Here is a 19,720-nt window from a genome sequence, read left to right as displayed (position 1 = left end):
TGCTCGCGATAGCGGCCAAAAAAACAACAAATATCCCTCTGAGATAACAACCCTTGAACATCCAACCCAGCACCTACTCCCCCGACGCCGCCGTCCCCTTGGACAGGCGCGTCTTCGGCGCCCGCGATCTGTTCTCCCTGTGGTTTTCCCTCGGCATCGGCCTGATGGTCTTGCAGGTCGGCGCCTTGCTCGCGCCTGGCCTGGGCCTGAGCGGTTCGTTGCTGGCGATTTTCCTCGGCACATTGGTGGGCGTCTTGCTGCTGGCGGCCGTCGGGGTGATCGGCAGTGACACCGGCCTGTCGGCCATGGCTGCCCTCAAGCTCAGCCTCGGCGGCAAGGGCGCGAGCGTGCCGGCGGTGTTGAACCTGCTGCAGTTGATCGGTTGGGGCTCATTCGAAATCATCGTCATGCGTGACGCCGCCAGCCTGCTCGGCGCCCGGGCCTTCAGCGAAGGCAGTCTGGGGTCGAACCCACTGCTGTGGACATTGTTTTTCGGCGCACTGGCGACCCTGCTGGCAGTGAGCGGGCCGCTGACGTTCGTGCGTAAGGTCCTGCGCAAGTGGGGCATCTGGCTGCTGCTGGCGGCGTGCATCTGGCTGACCTGGAACCTGTTTGCCAAGGCTGATCTGGCGGCGTTGTGGGCGCGGGCGGGAGATGGTTCGATGCCGTTTGCCGTCGGTTTCGACATTGCGATAGCCATGCCGCTGTCCTGGTTGCCGCTGATTGCCGACTACTCACGCTTCGGCAAACGCGCAAAAAACGTCTTCGGCGGCACCGCGCTGGGGTTCTTCATCGGTAATTTCTGGCTGATGAGCCTGGGCGTGGCCTACACCCTGGCGTTCGCGCCGAGCGGTGAAGTCAACGCGCTGTTGCTGGCCCTGTCGGGCGCCGGGTTGGGTATCCCGCTGCTGCTGATTTTGCTGGATGAATCGGAAAATGCCTTCGCTGATATCCACTCGGCGGCGGTGTCCAGCGGCATGCTGACGGGGTTGAAAGTCGAGCACCTGGCCTTGGCGATTGGCGTGGTCTGCACCTTGATCGCCTGCTTCGCGCCGTTGGCGCAGTATCAGAATTTCCTGTTGCTGATCGGCTCGGTGTTCGCACCGCTGTTCGGGGTGGTGCTGGTGGACCACTTCATCCTGCGCAAGCGCGCCAGCCGGGTCGTGTCAGCGGCGTTGTGCTGGCCGGCACTGTTGGCCTGGCTGGGCGGGGTGAGCACCTATCACCTGCTGGCCAACTTCTACCCGGACATCGGCGCCACCCTGCCGTCGCTGGTCCTGGCAGGGTTGCTGCAACTGATACTGGGCCGGGCTTTCAACTACGGCCGGGAAACAGCTCGGGCTTGAGGATGCCATTGAGGCGCGGGTAAGCGATCTTCAGTTCGATGTGGCCCAGGGCGTATGGCGCGATGGTGCTCACTTGGTACTTGAGGATCACCCCGCCGTAGGTCAGCGCCACGTTCGGGGTTTTCTGGAACGGCCACTGCTTCACGAACTCCGGTTCCTGATCCAGTTTGGTGCTGATCAGCCAGCTGTTGTGGGCGACCTGCACGGCTTTCCAGAACGCCTCTTCCTGGCCCGGCAGCAGCATGTCCGACAGCGTCAATACCTTGTGCTGTTGGCGTGAATAGTTGATGAAACCACGACCCGGTGTACCGTGCGCACCGCCAGTGTCCAGGTAACTGGACAATTCGATGATCACCAAGCCGTCATGCTGCTCCCGTACCTTGGCTTGCAAGTAACTGCTGTTGCGCGGCGCGGCGCTGCGCAAAAACTGCTCGCGGTAGGCGGCCAGCGTCGGCGCCACCGGAGCGTCCGGTGTGGTGCGGGTCATTTGCAGCAGGCGTTTCTCGATAATGCCGTCCAAGGCCGGCTCGGCGGGAAAGCGCAGGGTGTCAATGTTGACCAAGGGGCAGTCGGCGCTGGCGCATCCTGGTTGCAGTTGTTCCGAGGCATCGCGGGTGGTTTCCAGCGGAGCGCGGTAGTTGGGTTGGAACAGGCTTTGGCAAGCGCCCAGGGTCAGGGCAATAGTGGCCACGCAAAGGGTTTTGAAAAGCGACATGGGCGTCCTTCATGAAACAGGGAAAGGCGAAAAGTTACCCGCTTCGACTGTCGGCAGGGCAATCAGTTCGCCACTAAGCTCATTAGAGTGGCTTTGAGGGCAGCCGTCTATCCCGATGACTGGAAAGGGGCTGCATCAAACGGTACGGGCGCGTTAGGATGGCGCGAAGCCGAGGCTGGAACCTCGCATCGATCCGCTGCAAACGAGGACTGTCATGACCGATTTCGCCAACGCCACACCGAGCGCCGTGGACATCGTCAAGCGTGAAAACTGCTTTCAGGGTTTCTACAAACTCGATCGCGTCCACCTGCGCCACGAATTGTTTGCCGGTGGCATGAGCCGTGAAATCAGCCGTGAACTGTTCGTGCGTCATGACGCGGTGTGCGTGCTGCCCTACGATCCGCAACGCGATGAGGTGGTACTGATCGAGCAGTTTCGCGTCGGGGCCATTGGCAAGACCACCAACCCCTGGCTGGTGGAACTGGTGGCCGGCCTGATCGACAAGGATGAGCAACCGGAAGAAGTTGCTCATCGCGAAGCGCAGGAGGAAGCTGGGCTTGTCTTCGCTGCGCTCTGGCCGATGACCAAGTATTTTCCATCGCCGGGCGGCAGCAATGAATTCGTGCATCTTTATTTGGGGCGTTGCGACAGTGTGGGGGCCGGTGGCCTGCATGGGCTTGTGGAAGAAGCCGAAGACATTCGTGTGAAGGTCTGGGCTTTTGAAGATGCCTTGCAAGCAGTGCGCGACGGGCAGATTTGCAACGCGGCCAGCATCATTGCCTTGCAATGGCTGGCCTTGAATCGCGATGAAGTGAGGGGGCTATGGTCTTAAGCAAGCTGCGCGACCGTTATCGCGTCGATCTGGTCGGGTTGCAGGCCGCCTGCGAGGCCAACTACGCCCGCCTGATGCGCTTGTTGCCGGACATGCGCAACGACCCCGCGCCCCGGCGCATCGCCGTGACCCATGGCGACCAGATGCTCGGCGTGCTGGCCATTGAAGTGCTGCAAACCTGCCCATACACCACCACCTTGCAAGTGCGCCAGGAACACAGCCTGCCCTGGTTGCCGGTGCCGCAACTGGAAGTGCAGGTCTATCACGATGCGCGCATGGCCGAAGTCGTGAGCGCCGAACATGCGCGACGTTTTCGCGGCATCTATCCTTATCCCAATGCGTCGATGCACCAACCGGATGAAAAGGCCCAGTTGAACCTGTTTCTGGGGGAATGGCTGAGTCATTGCCTGGCGCTGGGCCACGAATTCGAGGTTGTTCGGTAGCTGCCGGTCAAAAACTGGACACTGGTTGTGAACCGGTTCCGGTTCGCGGGTTTCCCCTTTCGATCTTCCCCAGCATAATTGTCGCTTCATCCAATGGCGTAGTCGCGCCTGGGAGAGAGCGATTTGCCGAGCGTATCCACCTTGACCACCGCCGATACGGCGCTGCTGGTCCAACTGTCTGACAGTCACCTGTTTGCCGAGGCCGACGCTTCGTTGCTGGGCATGAACACCCGCGACAGCCTGCGGGCGGTCATTGACTTGGTGCTCAAGCAGCAGCCGAACATTGACCTGATGCTTGCCACTGGGGATTTGTCCCAGGACGGAACGCTGCAGTCCTATGAGGCGTTTCGGCAACTGAGTGCGCGTATCGACGCGCCGGCGCGTTGGATTCCCGGTAACCATGATGAGCCGCAGGTGATGCTTGAGGCGGCGGTCAAGAGTACGTTGCTCGATCCGGTGGTGGACATTGGCAATTGGCGGGTGACGATGCTCGATTCTGCCGTGCCAGGTTCTGTGCCGGGGTTTTTGGCCGAGGAGCAATTGATTCTGTTGGCCAATGCCTTGAGCGAGGCGCCGGAGCGACATCACTTGGTGTGCCTGCATCATCATCCTGTTTCGATTGGGTGTGCGTGGATGGAGCCGATTGGGTTGCGTAATCCTGAGGCGCTGTTTGCGGTGTTGGATCGGTTTCCTCAGGTGCGTGCTGTTCTGTGGGGGCATGTGCATCAGGAGGTTGATCAGGTGCGTGAGGGGGTTCGTTTGTTGGCTTCGCCTTCGACCTGTATTCAGTTTGAGCCGGGGAGTGAGGATTTTGCGGTGGGGGGGCAGGCGCCGGGGTATCGGTGGTTGCGGCTTTTGCCGGATGGGCGGTTGGAGACGGGGGTTGAGCGGGTGGTTGGGTTTGCGTTTACCCCGGACTATGGCTCCAACGGGTATTAAGTTCGGCCCAACTGTGGGAGCGAGCTTGCTCGCGAAGGCGGCGGTACATTCAGCATCGATGCAAGCAGATTCACCGCTATCGGGGCGGTGGACACTGATCGTATAAACGACCAAAAAACTGTGTGGGAGCGAGCTTGCTCGCGATGGCGGCCTTACAGCCGGCCAGGATGTTGTTGACCGGGTACATATCCATTGCTGCGGTAACGGCCACTTATGGTTCCGCCCTTACGGCGGGTCACTTTCGAAAAGCGCGAAAGTAACCAAAGCGCTTCTGCCCCACCACTCGGCACCTCGCCTAGGCTCGGTGTGCCCGAACGTAGGCATTGCTCCGTGGGCCCGCCGCGAAGGGCCATCCATGGCCCAGCGCGGCTACCTCGGCATCCATGCCGAGGTGCCCACTACGCAATACCTACGTTCGGCCAGCGTGGTTAACGGGGCGCCCAAGATCAACCTCCACCGCGAGGCGGCCTGATAGCCGGCCTGGCTCTTGCGGGGGGTGTACACCCATCAGACTTGTTTGAGCTGGACCTGTGGGAGTAAAGCTTGCTCGCGAGGCGGCCTTATAGCCGACCTGGCTCTTGCGGGTGTACTCCAATCCAATTGTGGGAGCGGGCTTGCTCGCGAAGGCGGCGGTACATTCGGCATTGATGCAAGCAGACTCACCGCTATCGCGAGCAAGCTTTGCTCTCACAAGATTGGCGGTGGGCACTGATCTTATAAGCGACCGAAATCAGTGTGGGAGCGAGCCTGCTCGCGATGGCGGCCTGACAGCCGACCAGGATTGTGGGAATGGTCGGACAGGCCTCCGGGCTGCAGTAGATTTTTCCGACGAACTCTGGCGGTTGCCGGGTGGGAAGGGCTGTCGCTAGTCTTTTCCCGTCGCTGCAAATTCAGCGGCCGGGCTTGGAAATCCGATAAGTAGACGGCGCGAAAGCGCCCTTCATAACGTATGCTTGCGGTCGTTTTTTGACCATGCTTTCGTTATGGCGGCTGTGCGCGGGAGACCTTCGGGTCTGTCGGGCTCGTTTACCCCGGTTTTCCAACCTGCGTACGGCTGCCACCCCCTCGCTTGGAAACGAACGTGGTAGCTCCAACCAGTAAACGGAGTGTCACCCTATGTTCAAAGCCACACCCAATCCCCCCGAAACCGATCCCTCATCACCCCACGCCGGTCTCGATCCCCAAAAACTCGATGAAGCCGCCAAGCGCGCCATCGACCATTACCTCGACCCCAAGCCCCAACCCAAGAAGAAACAACCCTCAGGTCCATTGTTCTCCGTCGCGGAGAGCGCAGACACCGAAACCCTCCTAGCCAACCTCAGCGAAACCCTAGCCTCCGCCAACGCCATGCTCGGCGACCTGACCTTCGACCTGGAAGGCTCGCGTCGGCATTTCGCCCTGGGAGTCCAGCAGATGATCGAACTCAGTGCATTGTTGGCGAACCGGGCGTTGGATATCGTCGATCCGCGCTAGCGCCGAGCGGAAGCATTGTGGGGGAGCACTTATCGCCGACCTGTCTCCGGTGGCAGTACTTCAATCCAACTGTGGGAGCGAGCTTGCTCGCGAAGATGGTGGTCCATCCAACGCTGATGCAAGCTGGTCCACCGCCATCGCGAGCAGGCTCGCTCCCACATTTTTTTCGAGTTGTTCTCAGGTATCGCATTCACCACAAATCCCTGTGGGAGCGAGCCTGCTCGCGATGGCAGCGGCACATTCAGCATTGATGCAAGCAGACCCATCGCCATCGCGAGCAAGCTCGCTCCCACAGGAGAAACGCGATCACCCTAAGCCAGGTCGGCTCTCAGGCCGCCTCGCGGTGGACGTTGATGTTGGGCGCCCCGTTAACCACGCTGGCCGAACGCAGGCATTGTGGAGTGGGCATCCCGGCATGGATGCCGGGATAGCCGCGCTGGGCCATGGATGGCCCTTCGCGGCGGGCCCACGGAGCAATGCCGGAGTGAGGGCATGCCGAGCCAAAGCGAGGCACCGAGTGGTGGGGCAGAAGCGCTTTGGTTACTTTCGCGCTTTTCGAAAGTGACCCGCTGTAAGAGCGGAACCATAAGTGGCCGTTACCACAGCAACGGATATGTACTCACAGGCACTGCGATCAACTGATCATCGGCGACAACAAGACAGTCAAATCCACCAAACCCCCACAAACTCCCTGTAAACTCCGGCCTTTGCCCAACACCCAGGGAGTCGGCAATGTCGGGTTCGATCCTTTACATCCACGGCTTCAACAGCGCCCCAGCGTCGACCAAGGCCAGTCAGTTGATCGAAGTAATGGCACGCCTCGGCCTCAGCGACCAGCTACAGGTGCCCGCCTTGCACCACCACCCCCGCCAGGCCATCGGTCAGCTGGAACAGGCGATTGCACAACTGGGCCGCCCACTGCTGGTCGGCAGCTCGCTCGGCGGCTACTATGCGACTCACTTGGCCGAGCGCCACGGGCTCAAGGCCCTGCTGGTCAACCCTGCGGTCAGCCCCCATCGGATGTTCGACGGTTACCTGGGCACGCAGAAGAATTTGTACACCGATGAAACCTGGGAATTGACCCACGACCACGTCACGGCCCTGGCCGAACTGGAAGTGCCGGCGCCCCAGGATCCGCAGCGGTATCAGGTATGGTTGCAAACCGGTGACGAAACGCTGGATTATCGCCACGCCCAGCAGTATTACCGCGCCTGTGCCTTGCGCATCCAGGCCGGCGGCGACCACAGTTTCCAAGGGTTTGCCCAGCAGTTGCCGGCGCTGTTGAGTTTTGCCGGCATTGGCGCCGATTTGTACCAGGCGATCGACTTCACGTCGCTGTGAGCCATCGCCTCTTTTTCATTGAACACTGACGACGAGACCCCATGGCCACTCCCAGCGCTAGCTCTTATAACGCAGACGCCATCGAAGTCCTCTCGGGCCTCGACCCGGTGCGCAAGCGCCCCGGCATGTACACCGACACCAGTCGGCCGAACCACCTTGCCCAGGAAGTCATCGACAACAGTGTCGACGAAGCCTTGGCCGGGCACGCCCGTTCGGTGCAGGTCATCCTGCACGCCGATCACTCGCTGGAAGTCAGCGACGACGGTCGCGGTATGCCGGTGGATATTCACCCTGAAGAGGGCGTATCCGGCGTCGAGTTGATCCTCACCAAGCTCCATGCGGGTGGCAAGTTTTCCAACAAGAACTACCAGTTCTCCGGCGGTTTGCACGGGGTAGGTATTTCCGTGGTCAACGCCTTGTCGACCCTGGTCCGCGTGCGGGTCAAGCGTGACGGCAACGAATACCAGATGACGTTCGCCGATGGCTACAAGGCCACCGAACTGGAAGTGGTCGGCACCGTCGGCAAGCGCAACACCGGGACCAGCGTGTATTTTGCGCCGGACCCGAAGTATTTCGATTCGCCTAAATTCTCCGTCACCCGCCTCAAGCACGTGCTCAAGGCCAAGGCCGTGTTGTGTCCGGGGCTGCTGGTCAGTTTCGAGGACAAGGCCACCGGCGAGAAAGTCGAGTGGCATTACGAGGACGGCCTGCGTTCTTACCTGGTGGACGCGGTCAACGGTTTCGAACGCCTGCCGGACGAGCCATTCTGCGGCAGCCTGGCCGGGAACAAGGAAGCGGTGGACTGGGCGCTGTTGTGGCTGCCCGAAGGCGGCGAAAGCGTCCAGGAAAGCTACGTCAACCTGATCCCCACCGCTCAGGGCGGCACCCACGTGAACGGGTTGCGCCAGGGTTTGCTCGACGCCATGCGCGAGTTCTGCGAGTTCCGCAACCTGCTGCCCCGTGGCGTGAAGCTGGCGCCGGAAGACGTCTGGGAGCGCATTGCCTTCGTATTGTCGATGAAGATGCAGGAGCCGCAATTCTCCGGCCAGACCAAAGAGCGTCTGTCGTCCCGCGAAGCGGCGGCGTTTGTTTCCGGGGTGGTCAAGGATGCGTTCAGCCTGTGGCTCAATGCTAACCCGGAAACCGGCTTGGCCCTGGCAGAACTGGCGATCAACAACGCCGGCCGGCGCCTCAAGGCCAGCAAGAAGGTCGAGCGCAAGCGCATCACCCAGGGGCCGGCGTTGCCCGGCAAGCTCGCTGACTGTGCCGGGCAGGACCCGATGCGTTCCGAGCTGTTTTTGGTGGAAGGTGATTCCGCCGGCGGTTCGGCCAAGCAGGCGCGGGACAAAGAATTCCAGGCGATCCTGCCGTTGCGCGGCAAGATCCTCAACACCTGGGAAGTGGACGGCAGCGAAGTGCTGGCCAGCCAGGAAGTGCATAACATTGCCGTGGCCATCGGTGTCGATCCGGGCGCCGCGGACATGAGCCAACTGCGTTACGGCAAGATCTGCATCCTCGCCGACGCCGACTCCGACGGTCTGCACATCGCCACGTTGCTCTGCGCGTTGTTCGTCCAGCATTTCCGCCCGCTGGTGGACGCCGGTCACGTCTACGTGGCGATGCCGCCGCTGTACCGTATCGACCTGGGCAAAGAGATTTACTACGCCCTGGACGAAGCCGAGCGCGATGGCATTCTTGATCGTTTGGTGGCCGAAAAGAAACGCGGCAAACCGCAGGTCACCCGATTCAAGGGTCTTGGCGAGATGAACCCGCCGCAACTGCGCGAAACCACCATGGATCCGAACACGCGCCGCCTGGTGCAGTTGACCCTGGATGATTTCGAAGCGACCTCGGAAATGATGGACATGCTGCTGGCGAAAAAACGCGCTGGCGATCGCAAGTCCTGGCTCGAATCCAAAGGGGACCTGGCCGAGGTGCTGGCCTGATGCGCAACGGTTTCGCCCTGGCGTTGTTGCTGTGGGCGGGGGTGGTGGTCGCAGGTCCTGCACCGCAGTTGAAGTTGCTGTCCGAGCATGCCGTCGAGGATTTGCGTGGCGGTAACTTGTCCGGGCTGGCCGTGTGCGGGGGTGAAATGTGGACGGTGTCGGATCGCGATGACGATCGGATCTACCGTCTCAAGTCTTCTGATGCGCCGGTCTGGCAGGCAGAAGCCGTTGAAATCGAGGTGCCGCCGGTGCCGGACAGCGGTTTGCCGTGGGGTTTGAGATCGCGGACCTGGGCGGCGTCGTACCTGCGCGGTGGCGAACTGGATTTCGAAGGCATCAGTTGTGACAGTGCCGGCAATCGCTACGTGGTCAGTGAATCCCATGCCGCGGTGTTGCAGGTGTCGCCGACGGGCGCCGCGTCCTGGTTGAAAATCGGACCGGCGATGATCCGCCAGGCGCGGGCCAGCGGCATGTTGCTGCATTTCAATGCGTTGTTTGAAGGCTTGGCGATCAATCCGGCCGGTGATCAGCTATGGCTGGCCGCTGAGCGGGAGCGTCGCGGGTTGTTGCTGATCAAGCGTCAGCAAGCGGTGTGGGAGTGTGATGGCAACTGCGTGTTGCTCAGTGAAGCGGGGAAGCAGATGCAACCTGAGCAGTTTCTCAATGCCCGGGCGGTATCACGGGATTTCGCCGATCTGTCACTGTTCGACGGCAAGCTGTTTACCCTGGAGCGCAACGCTTATCAGATCTGCCGGCGTGACTCGCAAACCGCTCAAGTGGAGCGTTGCTGGTCGTTCGCCGCCGAGGCGTTGCAGGAAAACCGTCGTTATTCACAGAACTACGGCTTGGCCGAAGCGCTGGTGGTGGATGCCGAGGGCGCCTGGGTTGGTCTGGATAACAACGACGGGGCACGGGCCGACGGTGAACGGCGGCCGATCATCTGGCGCTTTGCTGCGCCGGACGGTGGTTGGGGCGCCACGCCATGAGCCAGCAACCGCCGGGCAAGCGCGCCGGCCGGGTGTTGATGATACTGGCCTGGTGCGCGGCGCTGTTTCTGGCGACGCGGTTTTTTGCCCAGTGGGAGCAGCGTGCGCAGAATCCCAATACCGAGGTGTATTCGCAAAAGGGTGAAGGTTTTATCGAGGTGAAGCTGGTCAGCAATAAACAGGGGCATTTTGTCGCCAGCGGCCAGATCAACGGCCAACCGGTGGACTTCATGCTCGACACCGGCGCCACGGACGTGGCGATCCCGCAGGAGCTGGCTGCGCGCCTCAAGCTGGAAAAAGGTTTCGGTGTGACGTTGAGCACCGCCAACGGTTTGAGCGAGGGTTATCGCACCCGTATCGACCGTTTGCAATTGGGTGACATCGTATTGCGCGATGTCCGTGCCCTGGTGGCGCCAGGCCTGGGCGGCACGCAAGTGCTGCTGGGCATGAGCGCCCTGAACAAACTTGAATTTACCCAGCGCGGCGGCACCATGTTGCTGCGCCAGACAACGAACTGATGAGGCCCGCATGAGCGACATTCTTGCAGACAGCTTAGACGGCGTAGAGCGCCGGTCGCTGGCTGACTTCACCGAAAATGCCTACCTCAATTACTCCATGTACGTGATCATGGACCGCGCCTTGCCGCACATCGGCGACGGTCTGAAGCCGGTTCAGCGGCGGATCATCTACGCCATGAGTGAGCTGGGGCTGGATGCCGATTCCAAGCACAAGAAGTCGGCGCGTACCGTCGGTGACGTGCTCGGTAAGTTCCATCCTCACGGTGACTCGGCCTGCTACGAAGCCATGGTGCTGATGGCCCAGCCGTTCAGCTACCGCTACACCCTGGTGGACGGCCAGGGGAACTGGGGTGCGCCAGACGATCCCAAGTCTTTTGCTGCCATGCGTTACACCGAGGCACGGCTGTCGCGTTATTCCGAAGTGCTGCTCAGCGAGCTGGGCCAGGGCACCGCGGACTGGGGGCCGAACTTCGACGGTACTCTCGATGAACCCCTGGTGTTGCCAGCGCGTTTGCCGAACATCCTGCTCAATGGCACCACCGGTATCGCCGTGGGCATGGCCACCGATGTGCCGCCCCACAACCTGCGGGAAGTGGCCACCGCGTGCGTGCGCTTGCTGGACGAGCCCAAAGCCACGGTGGAGCAGCTCTGCGAACACATTCAGGGCCCGGACTACCCAACCGAAGCGGAAATCATCACCCCGCGCGCCGACCTGCTGAAGATCTACGAAACCGGTCGCGGTTCGGTGCGTATGCGCGCGGTGTACCACATCGAAGATGGCGACATCATCGTCACCGCCCTGCCGCACCAGGTTTCCGGGGCCAAGGTGCTGGAACAGATTGCCGCGATGATGCAGGCAAAACCGTCGAAAGCACCGCAAGTCGCTGACCTGCGCGACGAATCCGACCACGAGAACCCCTGCCGGATCGTGATTATTCCGGTCAACAGTCGAGTTGATCATGACGCGCTGATGCAGCACCTGTTTGCCAGTACCGATCTTGAATCCAGCTACCGGGTCAACATCAACATCATCGGTCTGGACGGCAAGCCACAGCTGAAAAACCTGCGGGCGCTGCTGGTGGAATGGCTGGAGTTCCGGGTCAAGACCGTGCGCCGGCGCCTGCAATTTCGCCTGGACAAGGTCGAACGTCGCCTGCACCTGTTGGACGGTTTGCTGATTGCCTACCTCAACCTGGATGAAGTGATTCATATCATCCGTACCGAGGAGCACCCCAAGGCCAGCCTGATCGAGCGTTTCGCCTTGAGCGAAATCCAGGCCGACTACATTCTCGATACCCGCCTGCGGCAACTGGCGCGGCTGGAAGAGATGAAGCTGCGGGCCGAGCAGGATGAACTGCTCAAGGAGCAGGCCAAGCTGCAAGCCTTGCTGGGCAGCGAAGCCAAGCTCAAGAAGCTGGTGCGCACCGAACTGCTCAAGGACGCCGAAACCTACGGCGACGACCGTCGCTCGCCTATCGTCGAGCGCGCCGAAGCCAAGGCGCTGAGTGAGCACGATCTGCTGCCGAACGAGAAAGTGACTGTCGTGCTGTCAGAAAAAGGTTGGGTACGCTCTGCCAAAGGTCATGATATTGACGCGACGGGGCTTTCCTACAAGGCCGGGGATGGCTTCAAGGCCCTGGCGGCCGGGCGTTCCAACCAGTTTGCGGTGTTCGTCGACTCCACCGGGCGCAGTTATTCGGTGCCGGCGCATACCCTGCCATCGGCTCGCGGACAGGGCGAGCCACTGACCGGTCGATTAACTCCTCCACCGGGTGCAACTTTTGAATGCGTGCTGATGCCTGATGATGACGGGCTGTACGTTATTGCGTCGGACGCCGGCTACGGGTTTGTCGTCAAGGGTGAGGACCTGCAAGCCAAGAACAAGGCGGGCAAGGCGTTGTTGAGCCTGCCGAATAACGCCAAGGTCATAGCGCCGCGACCTGTGTCCGATCGTGAGAACAACTGGCTGGCATCGGTGACGACCGAAGGTCGGTTGCTGGTCTTCAAAATCAGTGACTTGCCACAGTTGGGTAAAGGTAAAGGCAACAAGATCATCGGTATTTCCGGCGAACGGGTGGCAAGTCGTGAGGAATATGTCACGGATATTGCAGTGTTGCCGGAAGGCGCCACGCTTGTGCTGCAGGCTGGAAAGCGTACGCTTTCGTTGAAGGCAGACGATCTTGAACACTACAAAGGTGAACGCGGTCGGCGGGGCAACAAGCTTCCGAGAGGGTTTCAGCGGGTCGATGCACTGCTCGTCGAAAACCTCAATTAAGCGTGCTAGAGCGCTCGGTCTGCGATTAAAAGCCGCAGATCGGCACTTTCGCGCTGGAGTCGGAGCGCATATTCACGGATGATAGGCCCTTTCAAGCGCCGGCGTGGCCGAGCGTTCTTCATATTGACCGAGTATTTTTTCACTGTGGTAAGCCTTGTGGCCGCCACCTGGACGGGACGATGACTGCTCTGCGCCTTCCTATTTTGTGGCTCGCCGGCCTGCTTGGCCTGGCGGGCTGTAGCGTCAATCAGCCAGTGTCGCTGTATCAACTCGACAGCGGAAACCCGGCCCAGCCTGCACAAAGCGCAGGCATGGCGGTATTACTGGGCCCGGTATTGATTGCCGATTACCTGCAACGTGAAACCCTATTGCAACGCCAACCGGACGGCAGCCTGCAGGCCGCCACCGACGGTCGTTGGGCCGGCAGCCTGTCGTCGGACATTGACCAGCTGTTGCTGCGTCAGGTCGCCGGGCATCTGGACAGCCAGCGCGTAGTACTCGCGCCGGCCACCCAGGGCTTTACCCCGGATGTTCAGGTCTTGCTGTCGATTACCCGGCTGGATTCGGGCGAATCGCAACCGGCGGTACTGGATGCCCAGTGGCGCCTGATCGATCGTCGCGGAAAGGTTCGCGAGAACCGGATCATTCATCTGCAGGAGCAACATGCCGGCGGTACCGCGGCGCAGGTTCAGGCTCAGGGCGTGCTGCTGCAACGTCTGGCCGAGCAACTGTCCGTGGCGCTCAAGCCTTTGGCCAACCAGCCGCCTGTCGCAGAGGTGCCGCGCAAATCTGCTCCTGCAGCGACCAAAAAGGTCGAGAAGGAAAAGGACAAGATTCCAATGGCCTTGCCGATCCGTACGGACATGGAAGTGTTCAGGTTCTGATGGTTGAACTGGATGCAAAACAAAGCCCGCGTTGATGCGGGCTTTGTTGTTTCTGTGGGGTGCAGTCTCGGGTGTCTATGCCGGCCTCATCGCGAGCAGGCTCGCTCTCACACTGGATCTGTGGCTAGCAGAGATCCCTGTGGGAGCGAGCTTGCTCGCGATGAGGTAGGCGAAGGCCACAAAAAAGCCCGCAGACAATCACTCATCTGCGGGCTTCGTCATTTCAGGTGTTGAGGCTCAGGCCTGACGCTCATGCATCCGCGCCAGTTGTCGCTCCAGCATCGACGGATAGGGCTCCATCAGTCGCTCGACGCAGCATGCGCCTTCCGGGCTGGCGATAGGGCGGATGCGGGCGCGCTGGCGGATCAGGGCATCGTCGTTGATCTTGCGCTCCACCAGCAGCAAGTTGCGGCTGTGCTGCGACAGGGCCAGGGCGTCCTGGGCGGTTTCGGTCAGCAGCAGGTCGATCTGGCTCAGGCCGAACAGCCCGTCACCCAAGGTCAGGCCCAACTGCAATTGCAGGGTGATGCCGCTGTCGGCGACTTCGATCTGCAACTGGTGGCCCAGGGCTCGGAGCAACTCACCGCAGCAAATGGCGTTGGTGAGGTAGTCATCACCGCTGTCCTCGGTGTGGAACAGCATCAGCGTGCTGCCATCGTTCAGGGTGTGCAGTTGGCCCTGATACAGCGATGCGGCTTGGTCGAGGCAGTCGCGGTAACGCTCAAGCAGTTCCTTCAGACGCGCCTGGGGCAGCCGGCGCAGTTGGTCCTGGGCGCCCAGTTGCACGGCCAGCACGGCACTGTGTTGGGGCAGGTCCGAGGCGACGGGTCTGGCGACCGATTGCGGCTCATCGGCGATTGAGTCGTCACGCAGGTCGGCGAAAGCATCGTCGTCTTCATCGTCCTCTACCGTGCGGACCACGCGGCGTGGCCCGGGCCTGGAGGCGGGTAGAGGTTGGCTTTCATCGAAGTCCGGGTCCCGCAGGTTACGCACTTCGAAACCTGGTTCGGCTTCGTCGTCGTCACTGTAGTCGATGTCTTCAGGCTCCGGCACGGGGGCAGGTTCCGGGGCGAAGCTGGCGTGCAGTTGCCGAGCCAGATCGCCAATTTCGTCCTGGCGCTGGGTCGCTGGGGTGTGCTCGTCGATATCCCGCAGCCAGACCCGCAGTTGCAGCAATGGCGTAGAGATGTGCCGTCCCAGGCGCAAGCTCAAGGCCAGCGCCAGCGCCAGCAATATCGCGCTGAGGATGCCCATGCTTTGCAGGCTGATGGTCATCGGCTGCTGGAACTGGTCCATGTCCAGGCTGATGCGCAGTTGCCCGGCGGTCACGTCCTGGAAAGTGATCCTGCTCTGGTACATGCCGCCGGATTCGCCCAGCAGGCCCGGCTTGGGACGCTGGCCGGCTTCGGCGAGGATGCGGTTGTCCACGCTATAAATGGCGGCGTGGGCCACCAGTTTGTTTTTGGTGAGGTTGTTGAGCAGCACGTTGAGGCTGAGGATGTCGTTGGACACCAGTAGCTCGGTGGCGGACGTGGCGGTCTGCGTGGTCAGGCTCTCGCCCAGGGCGTCGGCCTGTTCGTGCATTGCCTGCTTGAACTGCAGGCCCATCACGCAGGCATAGATCACCAGGGCCAGGGCGACCAGGATCACGTTATGGCTGGCAATGCGCAATGCAATCGGCACGCGACGGTGGCGCAGTGCACGGAAGATCAGCAGAAAGAAATTGTCGGTTTTGACTGGCGTGGGCCGGTTCACTGAGCTCGGCTCTTTGTCCGTGAAATTGACGCGCAGTATAGCGACAGGCCCATGACCGGCAAAGCACCGACGGTGCCCGATGGTCACTGAAAGTGGGTAGAATGCGGTTTTTTTCCACCTGCGGGGGTGCGCCTTGCGCGAAATCGTCCTGATAAACATCACTGGCAGTGACCGTCCGGGTCTGACTGCGGCCATTACCGGCGTTCTGGCCCAGGGTGGTGTGAACATTCTCGACATTGGTCAGGCGGTGATTCACGACACACTGTCGTTCGGCATCCTGGTTGAAATCCCGGACGCCGAGCAAAGCAAGTCGGTGCTCAAGGACATCCTGTTCACCGCCTACAAGCTCGACCAACAGGTGCGTTTCACCCCGGTGTCCGAAGCCGATTACCAGCATTGGGTCAATGGCCAGGGCAAGAAGCGTCACATTGTGACCCTGTTGACCCGCAAGGTTACCGCCGAGCAATTGCAGCGGGTCAGTTCGATCACTGCCAAATACGACCTGAACATCGACCACATCGACCGTTTGTCCGGGCGCATGCCGCTGGATACGCCGGATGACAAGGGCAAGGGCTGCATCGAATTCTCCGTGCGCGGCGAGCCGGCCGATCCCCAGGCGCTGCGTGCCGAGTTCCTCAGCGTGGCCCAGGAGTTGAATGTCGACATCGCGTTCCAGGAAGACTCGCTGTTCCGCCGCAACCGCCGCCTGGCGGTGTTTGACATGGATTCGACGCTGATTGAAGCCGAAGTCATCGACGAACTGGCCAAGGCCGCCGGCGTGGGCGACAAGGTGTCGGCCATCACTGAGCGCGCCATGGCCGGCGAGTTGGATTTTCGCGCCAGCTTCAAGGAGCGCCTGGCGCTACTCAAGGGGCTGGACGTCAGCGTGCTGGACTCCATCGGCGCTTCCTTGCGCCTGACCGAGGGCGCCGAAACCCTGTTCGCCGAACTCAAGCGTCTGGGCTACAAGACCGCGATCCTGTCGGGTGGCTTCACCTACTTTGCCAAGCAGTTGCAGGCCAAACTCGGCATCGACTACGTGTTCGCCAATGAACTGGAAGTCGTGGATGGCAAGGTCACGGGCGTGGCCGTCGAACCGATCGTCGATGCCCAGCGCAAGGCGGATCTGTTGCGCGAACTGGCCGAGAAGGAAGGCCTGCGCCTGGAACAGACCATCGCCGTCGGCGACGGCGCCAATGACCTGCCAATGCTGGCGATCGCCGGTCTGGGCGTGGCGTTCCGGGCCAAGCCGCTGGTCAAGCAGTCGGCCCGGCAGGCGATCTCAACCCTGGGGTTGGATGGGGTGTTGTATCTGCTGGGCTTCAGGGATCGCGACGGGCAGCTCTGACTCAATCTCCTGTGGCAAGGGGATTTATCTGTGGGAGCAAGCTTTGCTCCCACAGAGAGCTCTCTCTTCACAAAGGGTTATGTATTGGCGGTCTAAAGCGACTTCCACAACGAATCAAAATCCCCTTCATTGTCGTGGCCATCTCCGGTGGTCGCTGAGTCTTCCTGTCGATAAGCAAACTGGTTGAAGCTGTGCGTGCTGGTCACCCGTCGGTCCAGGCTGGCGCGGCGTTCCTGGCCGTTGGTGTTGATCAGCACTTGCTGGCCTTCCTGGAAAGGCAGGCGGGGCGCGATCATGGTGGGAGGCAGGTCAATGGCGCTGATCTCAGGCAGCAGCAGCCCTCGCAGGTAGTGACCATGCTCATCCTTCTCTCGTACCAGTTGCAGCCCGCAAGGCTGGGCATGGGGCGCGACCAGCTCGATACCCATTTGCATGGCGCCATTGCGCACTTGCCTGATCCAGCGCACCACGGCGATGCTCCAGGCTTGATCGTTAGTGTCGCGAATGCCGACCATTTCCCCGGCCTGCAGTTGCTCAGGCACCTCCTTCGGCCAGCCGAGGCAGTAACCTCCGGGGCTGTGATTGATGATGGGCAGGTCGTAGGTCGCGAAGTGGTGCTGGTTGTCGGAGCTGGCGCCGTCGTCATCGGCTGGATTGACCGGGTACTCGATTTCTTCATAGGGCAACAGATCACTGTCACCGGCCGCAGCTGCGTCGAAAGCCTGGCTCCAGGTGTCGTTGGTCTTGGTCGGTGTGGCCTCGAACCGGGCCTTGCGCGTTGCAGAGTCCTTGAGGATTTCGCTGAAAGAGCGCTCGCCGCCCAGGTAATAGTGCAAAGCGCTCATGCCCACGCAGAGCGTCAGCGTGCCGTTGCCCTCCGTGCGCTGGAAGCTGCGTTCGACCGCTTCGCCCCAGGCCGCTTGCAGGTGATGCAAGGTGTCGGCGTTCATTGCGCCAGGCACGGGCAAGGTGTGATCGTCGGGTTGCTCCAGATGAGTGGCAATGGCGCGCACCAGCGGCTGCGGATCGAAACCCAGCAGGCTGGGCTGTTGCTCGGCCCTGAACTTGGAGCGATAGCGCGGCCCGATATCCAGTTGCGGTGCAACGGCGAACAGGCTCGTGGCGGTGGTGGCCGGGTCCAGCGTGACCTTCTGACTCCAGGATTCGAGCACCTCGACGAGTCGCGCAATCTGGCCCTGGCGCAGTTGATTGCTGCGTGAGGTGCCCAGCAGCAGGGCGACCACGTAGGTTTGCTCGACATTCAACTGATGCACCTGGCTGGCCAGTTCATCGCTGACGCTGAGGTGTTGCAGCCGATGGTGGCAGGCGATTCGGTACAACTGATGCAAATCGAGCCACAGCCCTTCGGGTACCGGGCTATACAACTGGCTGATACGCAGCAGCGTGCCGTCCAGGGCATGCATCGCGCGTTGCAGCGCGGTGCTCAGCAGCCGGGCGCGGTCCTTGGAGTATTTCGGCGAGATGCGCGCGACGATCTGTTTGTAACCCATGGCCAATTGGGTTTGCAGGGCCTGGCACAGGTTGACGATCTTGCGCGAGCGCTCATCCAGAACGATGGCCTGTTGCAAAAAATGCCGCTCCAGGTGTTTGCAGACGTAATACACCTCGGGCCGCAACAATTCGAGCAGTTGCAGGCGATTATCGCTGGGGGTGATCAGTTGGTTGAGTTCGCCGATGGCCTGGTACAGCAGGCGTGCGGTTTCGCCGATATTGGCCTTGGGCAGGTTGGCGATCCAGCGCTTGAGGTCGCGCGGCGTGGCGTCGCAGAACGACAGGCGCGACTGGGTCGGTGTCAGAACGCGCGAAAGCTGGAGAGGGCTGGTCTCATTCATGCCGTGGATGGGCTCCGGCGGGAAATGAAAGGGATGTTCCCAACTCTAGCAGCTGACAGAGAAGCGCGCCGCGCTGGATGTGCTGTGGGAGCCAAGCTTGCTCGCGATGCAGGCGCCGCGGTCTTTGTTTCAGACTGCGTTATCGTTCATCGCGGGCAAGCCTTGCTCCCACAAGCCGGCTTCCAAGGGCGTGAATCAGGCTTTTGGCAATGCCAACCCCTGGCCCATCTGCACCGGCGAACCGGCCACCAGGTCTTCGACCCATTGCACCTGATTCGGGCCGAACAGCACGATGGCGGTCGATCCCAGTTTGAAGCGGCCCAGCTCGGCGCCTTTCTCCAGGTGGATCGGCGCCCGGGCGGCTTCGTCGTAACGGAAGGTTTTCAGTTCGCGCTTGGGTGGCGTCACCAGGCCGGCCCAGACGGTTTCGATGGAGGCAACGATCATCGCGCCCACCAGCACCACGGCCATCGGCCCGCGCTCGGTGTCGAAAATGCACGCCACGCGCTCGTTACGGGCGAACAGTTCCGGAACGTTTTCGGCGGTGGTCTGGTTCACCGAGAAAATCCGTCCCGGGATGTAGACCATTTCCCGCAGGGTGCCGGCCAGTGGCATGTGCACGCGGTGATAGTCCTTGGGCGACAGGTAGATGGTGGCGAAATCGCCGCCCATGAACGGCGCTGCGTTGGCTGCATCGCCGCCCAGCAGTTCCAGCACGCTGAAGCTGTGGCCCTTGGCTTGGAATACCCGGCCGTGCTCGATGGGACCGAGTTGGCTGACGGCACCGTCGGCGGGGCTGAGGATCGCTCCCGGTGTTGGGTCCAGCGGGCGGGCGCCTTCTTTCAGCGCTCGGGTGAAGAACGCATTGAAGTGCTCGTAGGCCGTAAGGTCTTCGACCAGCGCCTGGGACATGTCCACCTGATAACGTTTGGCGAACCATTGGGTGAAGGCATTCTTGAACCAGCGCACGCGGCATTCGGCAATGCAGCCGGCCAGCCGAGACAGCAGGTGGTGGGGTAGCAGGTATTGGCTGAGGATGAACAAGCGGTTTTTCATTAACTGTCCT

The 19,720-nt window shown here is 61.3% G+C and carries 16 protein-coding genes; 12 read left to right on the top strand and 4 right to left on the bottom strand.

Features of this window, described 5'->3' with window-relative positions:
• Window positions 1-53: 53 nt before the first annotated feature.
• Window positions 54-1,346, top strand: coding sequence for a putative hydroxymethylpyrimidine transporter CytX (cytX, locus tag T3A99_RS10460; protein ID WP_322834275.1), 1,293 nt, complete (start codon window positions 54-56; stop codon window positions 1,344-1,346).
• Here cytX and T3A99_RS10455 read toward each other — a convergent pair.
• Window positions 1,315-2,061, bottom strand: coding sequence for a DUF3298 domain-containing protein (locus T3A99_RS10455; protein WP_076382914.1), 747 nt, complete (start codon window positions 2,059-2,061; stop codon window positions 1,315-1,317). The two genes, cytX and T3A99_RS10455, sit on opposite strands and share 32 nt — an antisense overlap.
• 214 nt (window positions 2,062-2,275) lie before the next feature.
• Here T3A99_RS10455 and T3A99_RS10450 point away from each other — a divergent pair, with 214 nt between their 5' ends.
• From T3A99_RS10450 to T3A99_RS10405, 10 genes are all read left to right on the top strand, one after another.
• A complete protein-coding gene (locus tag T3A99_RS10450) occupies window positions 2,276-2,893 on the top strand; it encodes an NUDIX domain-containing protein (RefSeq protein ID WP_139048582.1) in 618 nt (205 codons plus the stop codon).
• The gene (locus T3A99_RS10445) at window positions 2,884-3,336 is read left to right on the top strand and encodes a DUF1249 domain-containing protein (protein WP_047225883.1); all 453 of its coding nucleotides are present in this window, start codon (window positions 2,884-2,886) and stop codon (window positions 3,334-3,336) included. The genes T3A99_RS10450 and T3A99_RS10445 overlap by 10 nt, the downstream gene beginning before the upstream one ends.
• A gap of 123 nt (window positions 3,337-3,459) precedes the next feature.
• Entirely contained in the window at window positions 3,460-4,275 is an 816-nt protein-coding gene (gene cpdA / locus T3A99_RS10440) for a 3',5'-cyclic-AMP phosphodiesterase (RefSeq protein ID WP_274090526.1), read from the top strand.
• Between the two features lie 1,116 nt (window positions 4,276-5,391).
• The gene (locus T3A99_RS10435; RefSeq protein ID WP_274090527.1) at window positions 5,392-5,748 is read left to right on the top strand and encodes a DUF6124 family protein; all 357 of its coding nucleotides are present in this window, start codon (window positions 5,392-5,394) and stop codon (window positions 5,746-5,748) included.
• A gap of 732 nt (window positions 5,749-6,480) precedes the next feature.
• Window positions 6,481-7,089: a YqiA/YcfP family alpha/beta fold hydrolase gene (locus T3A99_RS10430; protein WP_047227287.1), complete on the top strand. Its 609-nt coding sequence runs from the start codon at window positions 6,481-6,483 to the stop codon at window positions 7,087-7,089.
• Between the two features lie 41 nt (window positions 7,090-7,130).
• Window positions 7,131-9,035 (top strand): DNA topoisomerase IV subunit B, encoded by a 1,905-nt coding sequence (gene parE / locus T3A99_RS10425; protein WP_047227288.1) that lies wholly within the window; start codon window positions 7,131-7,133, stop codon window positions 9,033-9,035.
• Window positions 9,035-10,021: an esterase-like activity of phytase family protein gene (locus T3A99_RS10420; RefSeq protein WP_076382908.1), complete on the top strand. Its 987-nt coding sequence runs from the start codon at window positions 9,035-9,037 to the stop codon at window positions 10,019-10,021. The genes parE and T3A99_RS10420 overlap by 1 nt, the downstream gene beginning before the upstream one ends.
• A complete protein-coding gene (locus T3A99_RS10415) occupies window positions 10,018-10,539 on the top strand; it encodes a retropepsin-like aspartic protease family protein (RefSeq protein ID WP_076382906.1) in 522 nt (173 codons plus the stop codon). Before T3A99_RS10420 ends, T3A99_RS10415 begins: the two co-directional genes overlap by 4 nt.
• A gap of 10 nt (window positions 10,540-10,549) precedes the next feature.
• On the top strand, window positions 10,550-12,814 hold the full coding sequence (gene parC / locus T3A99_RS10410) for a DNA topoisomerase IV subunit A (RefSeq protein WP_047227291.1): 2,265 nt from the start codon (window positions 10,550-10,552) through the stop codon (window positions 12,812-12,814).
• Window positions 12,815-12,993: 179 nt separating this feature from the next.
• On the top strand, window positions 12,994-13,698 hold the full coding sequence (locus T3A99_RS10405) for a PqiC family protein (RefSeq protein ID WP_047227292.1): 705 nt from the start codon (window positions 12,994-12,996) through the stop codon (window positions 13,696-13,698).
• Between the two features lie 237 nt (window positions 13,699-13,935).
• Here T3A99_RS10405 and T3A99_RS10400 read toward each other — a convergent pair whose 3' ends face one another.
• Window positions 13,936-15,453, bottom strand: coding sequence for an AhpA/YtjB family protein (locus T3A99_RS10400; RefSeq protein ID WP_047227293.1), 1,518 nt, complete (start codon window positions 15,451-15,453; stop codon window positions 13,936-13,938).
• 133 nt (window positions 15,454-15,586) lie between these two features.
• On the opposite strand from T3A99_RS10400, the gene serB reads away from it, so the two are divergent.
• Window positions 15,587-16,801 carry a phosphoserine phosphatase SerB gene (serB, locus tag T3A99_RS10395; RefSeq protein ID WP_076382904.1) on the top strand — a complete coding sequence of 405 codons (1,215 nt, stop codon included), beginning with the start codon at window positions 15,587-15,589 and terminating at the stop codon, window positions 16,799-16,801.
• A gap of 92 nt (window positions 16,802-16,893) precedes the next feature.
• Here serB and T3A99_RS10390 read toward each other — a convergent pair whose 3' ends face one another.
• On the bottom strand, window positions 16,894-18,654 hold the full coding sequence (locus tag T3A99_RS10390) for a hypothetical protein (protein WP_047227295.1): 1,761 nt from the start codon (window positions 18,652-18,654) through the stop codon (window positions 16,894-16,896).
• A 195-nt stretch (window positions 18,655-18,849) separates the two neighbouring features.
• Entirely contained in the window at window positions 18,850-19,710 is an 861-nt protein-coding gene (gene asd, locus T3A99_RS10385; RefSeq protein ID WP_047227296.1) for an archaetidylserine decarboxylase, read from the bottom strand.
• Between the last annotated feature and the right edge of the window lie 10 nt (window positions 19,711-19,720).

Origin of the sequence: Pseudomonas sp. N-137 (assembly GCF_034555295.1) — a bacterium.
GTDB classification, from domain to species: Bacteria; Pseudomonadota; Gammaproteobacteria; order Pseudomonadales; family Pseudomonadaceae; genus Aquipseudomonas; species Aquipseudomonas rhizophila.
This window is presented reverse-complemented; position numbering and strand designations above follow the sequence as displayed.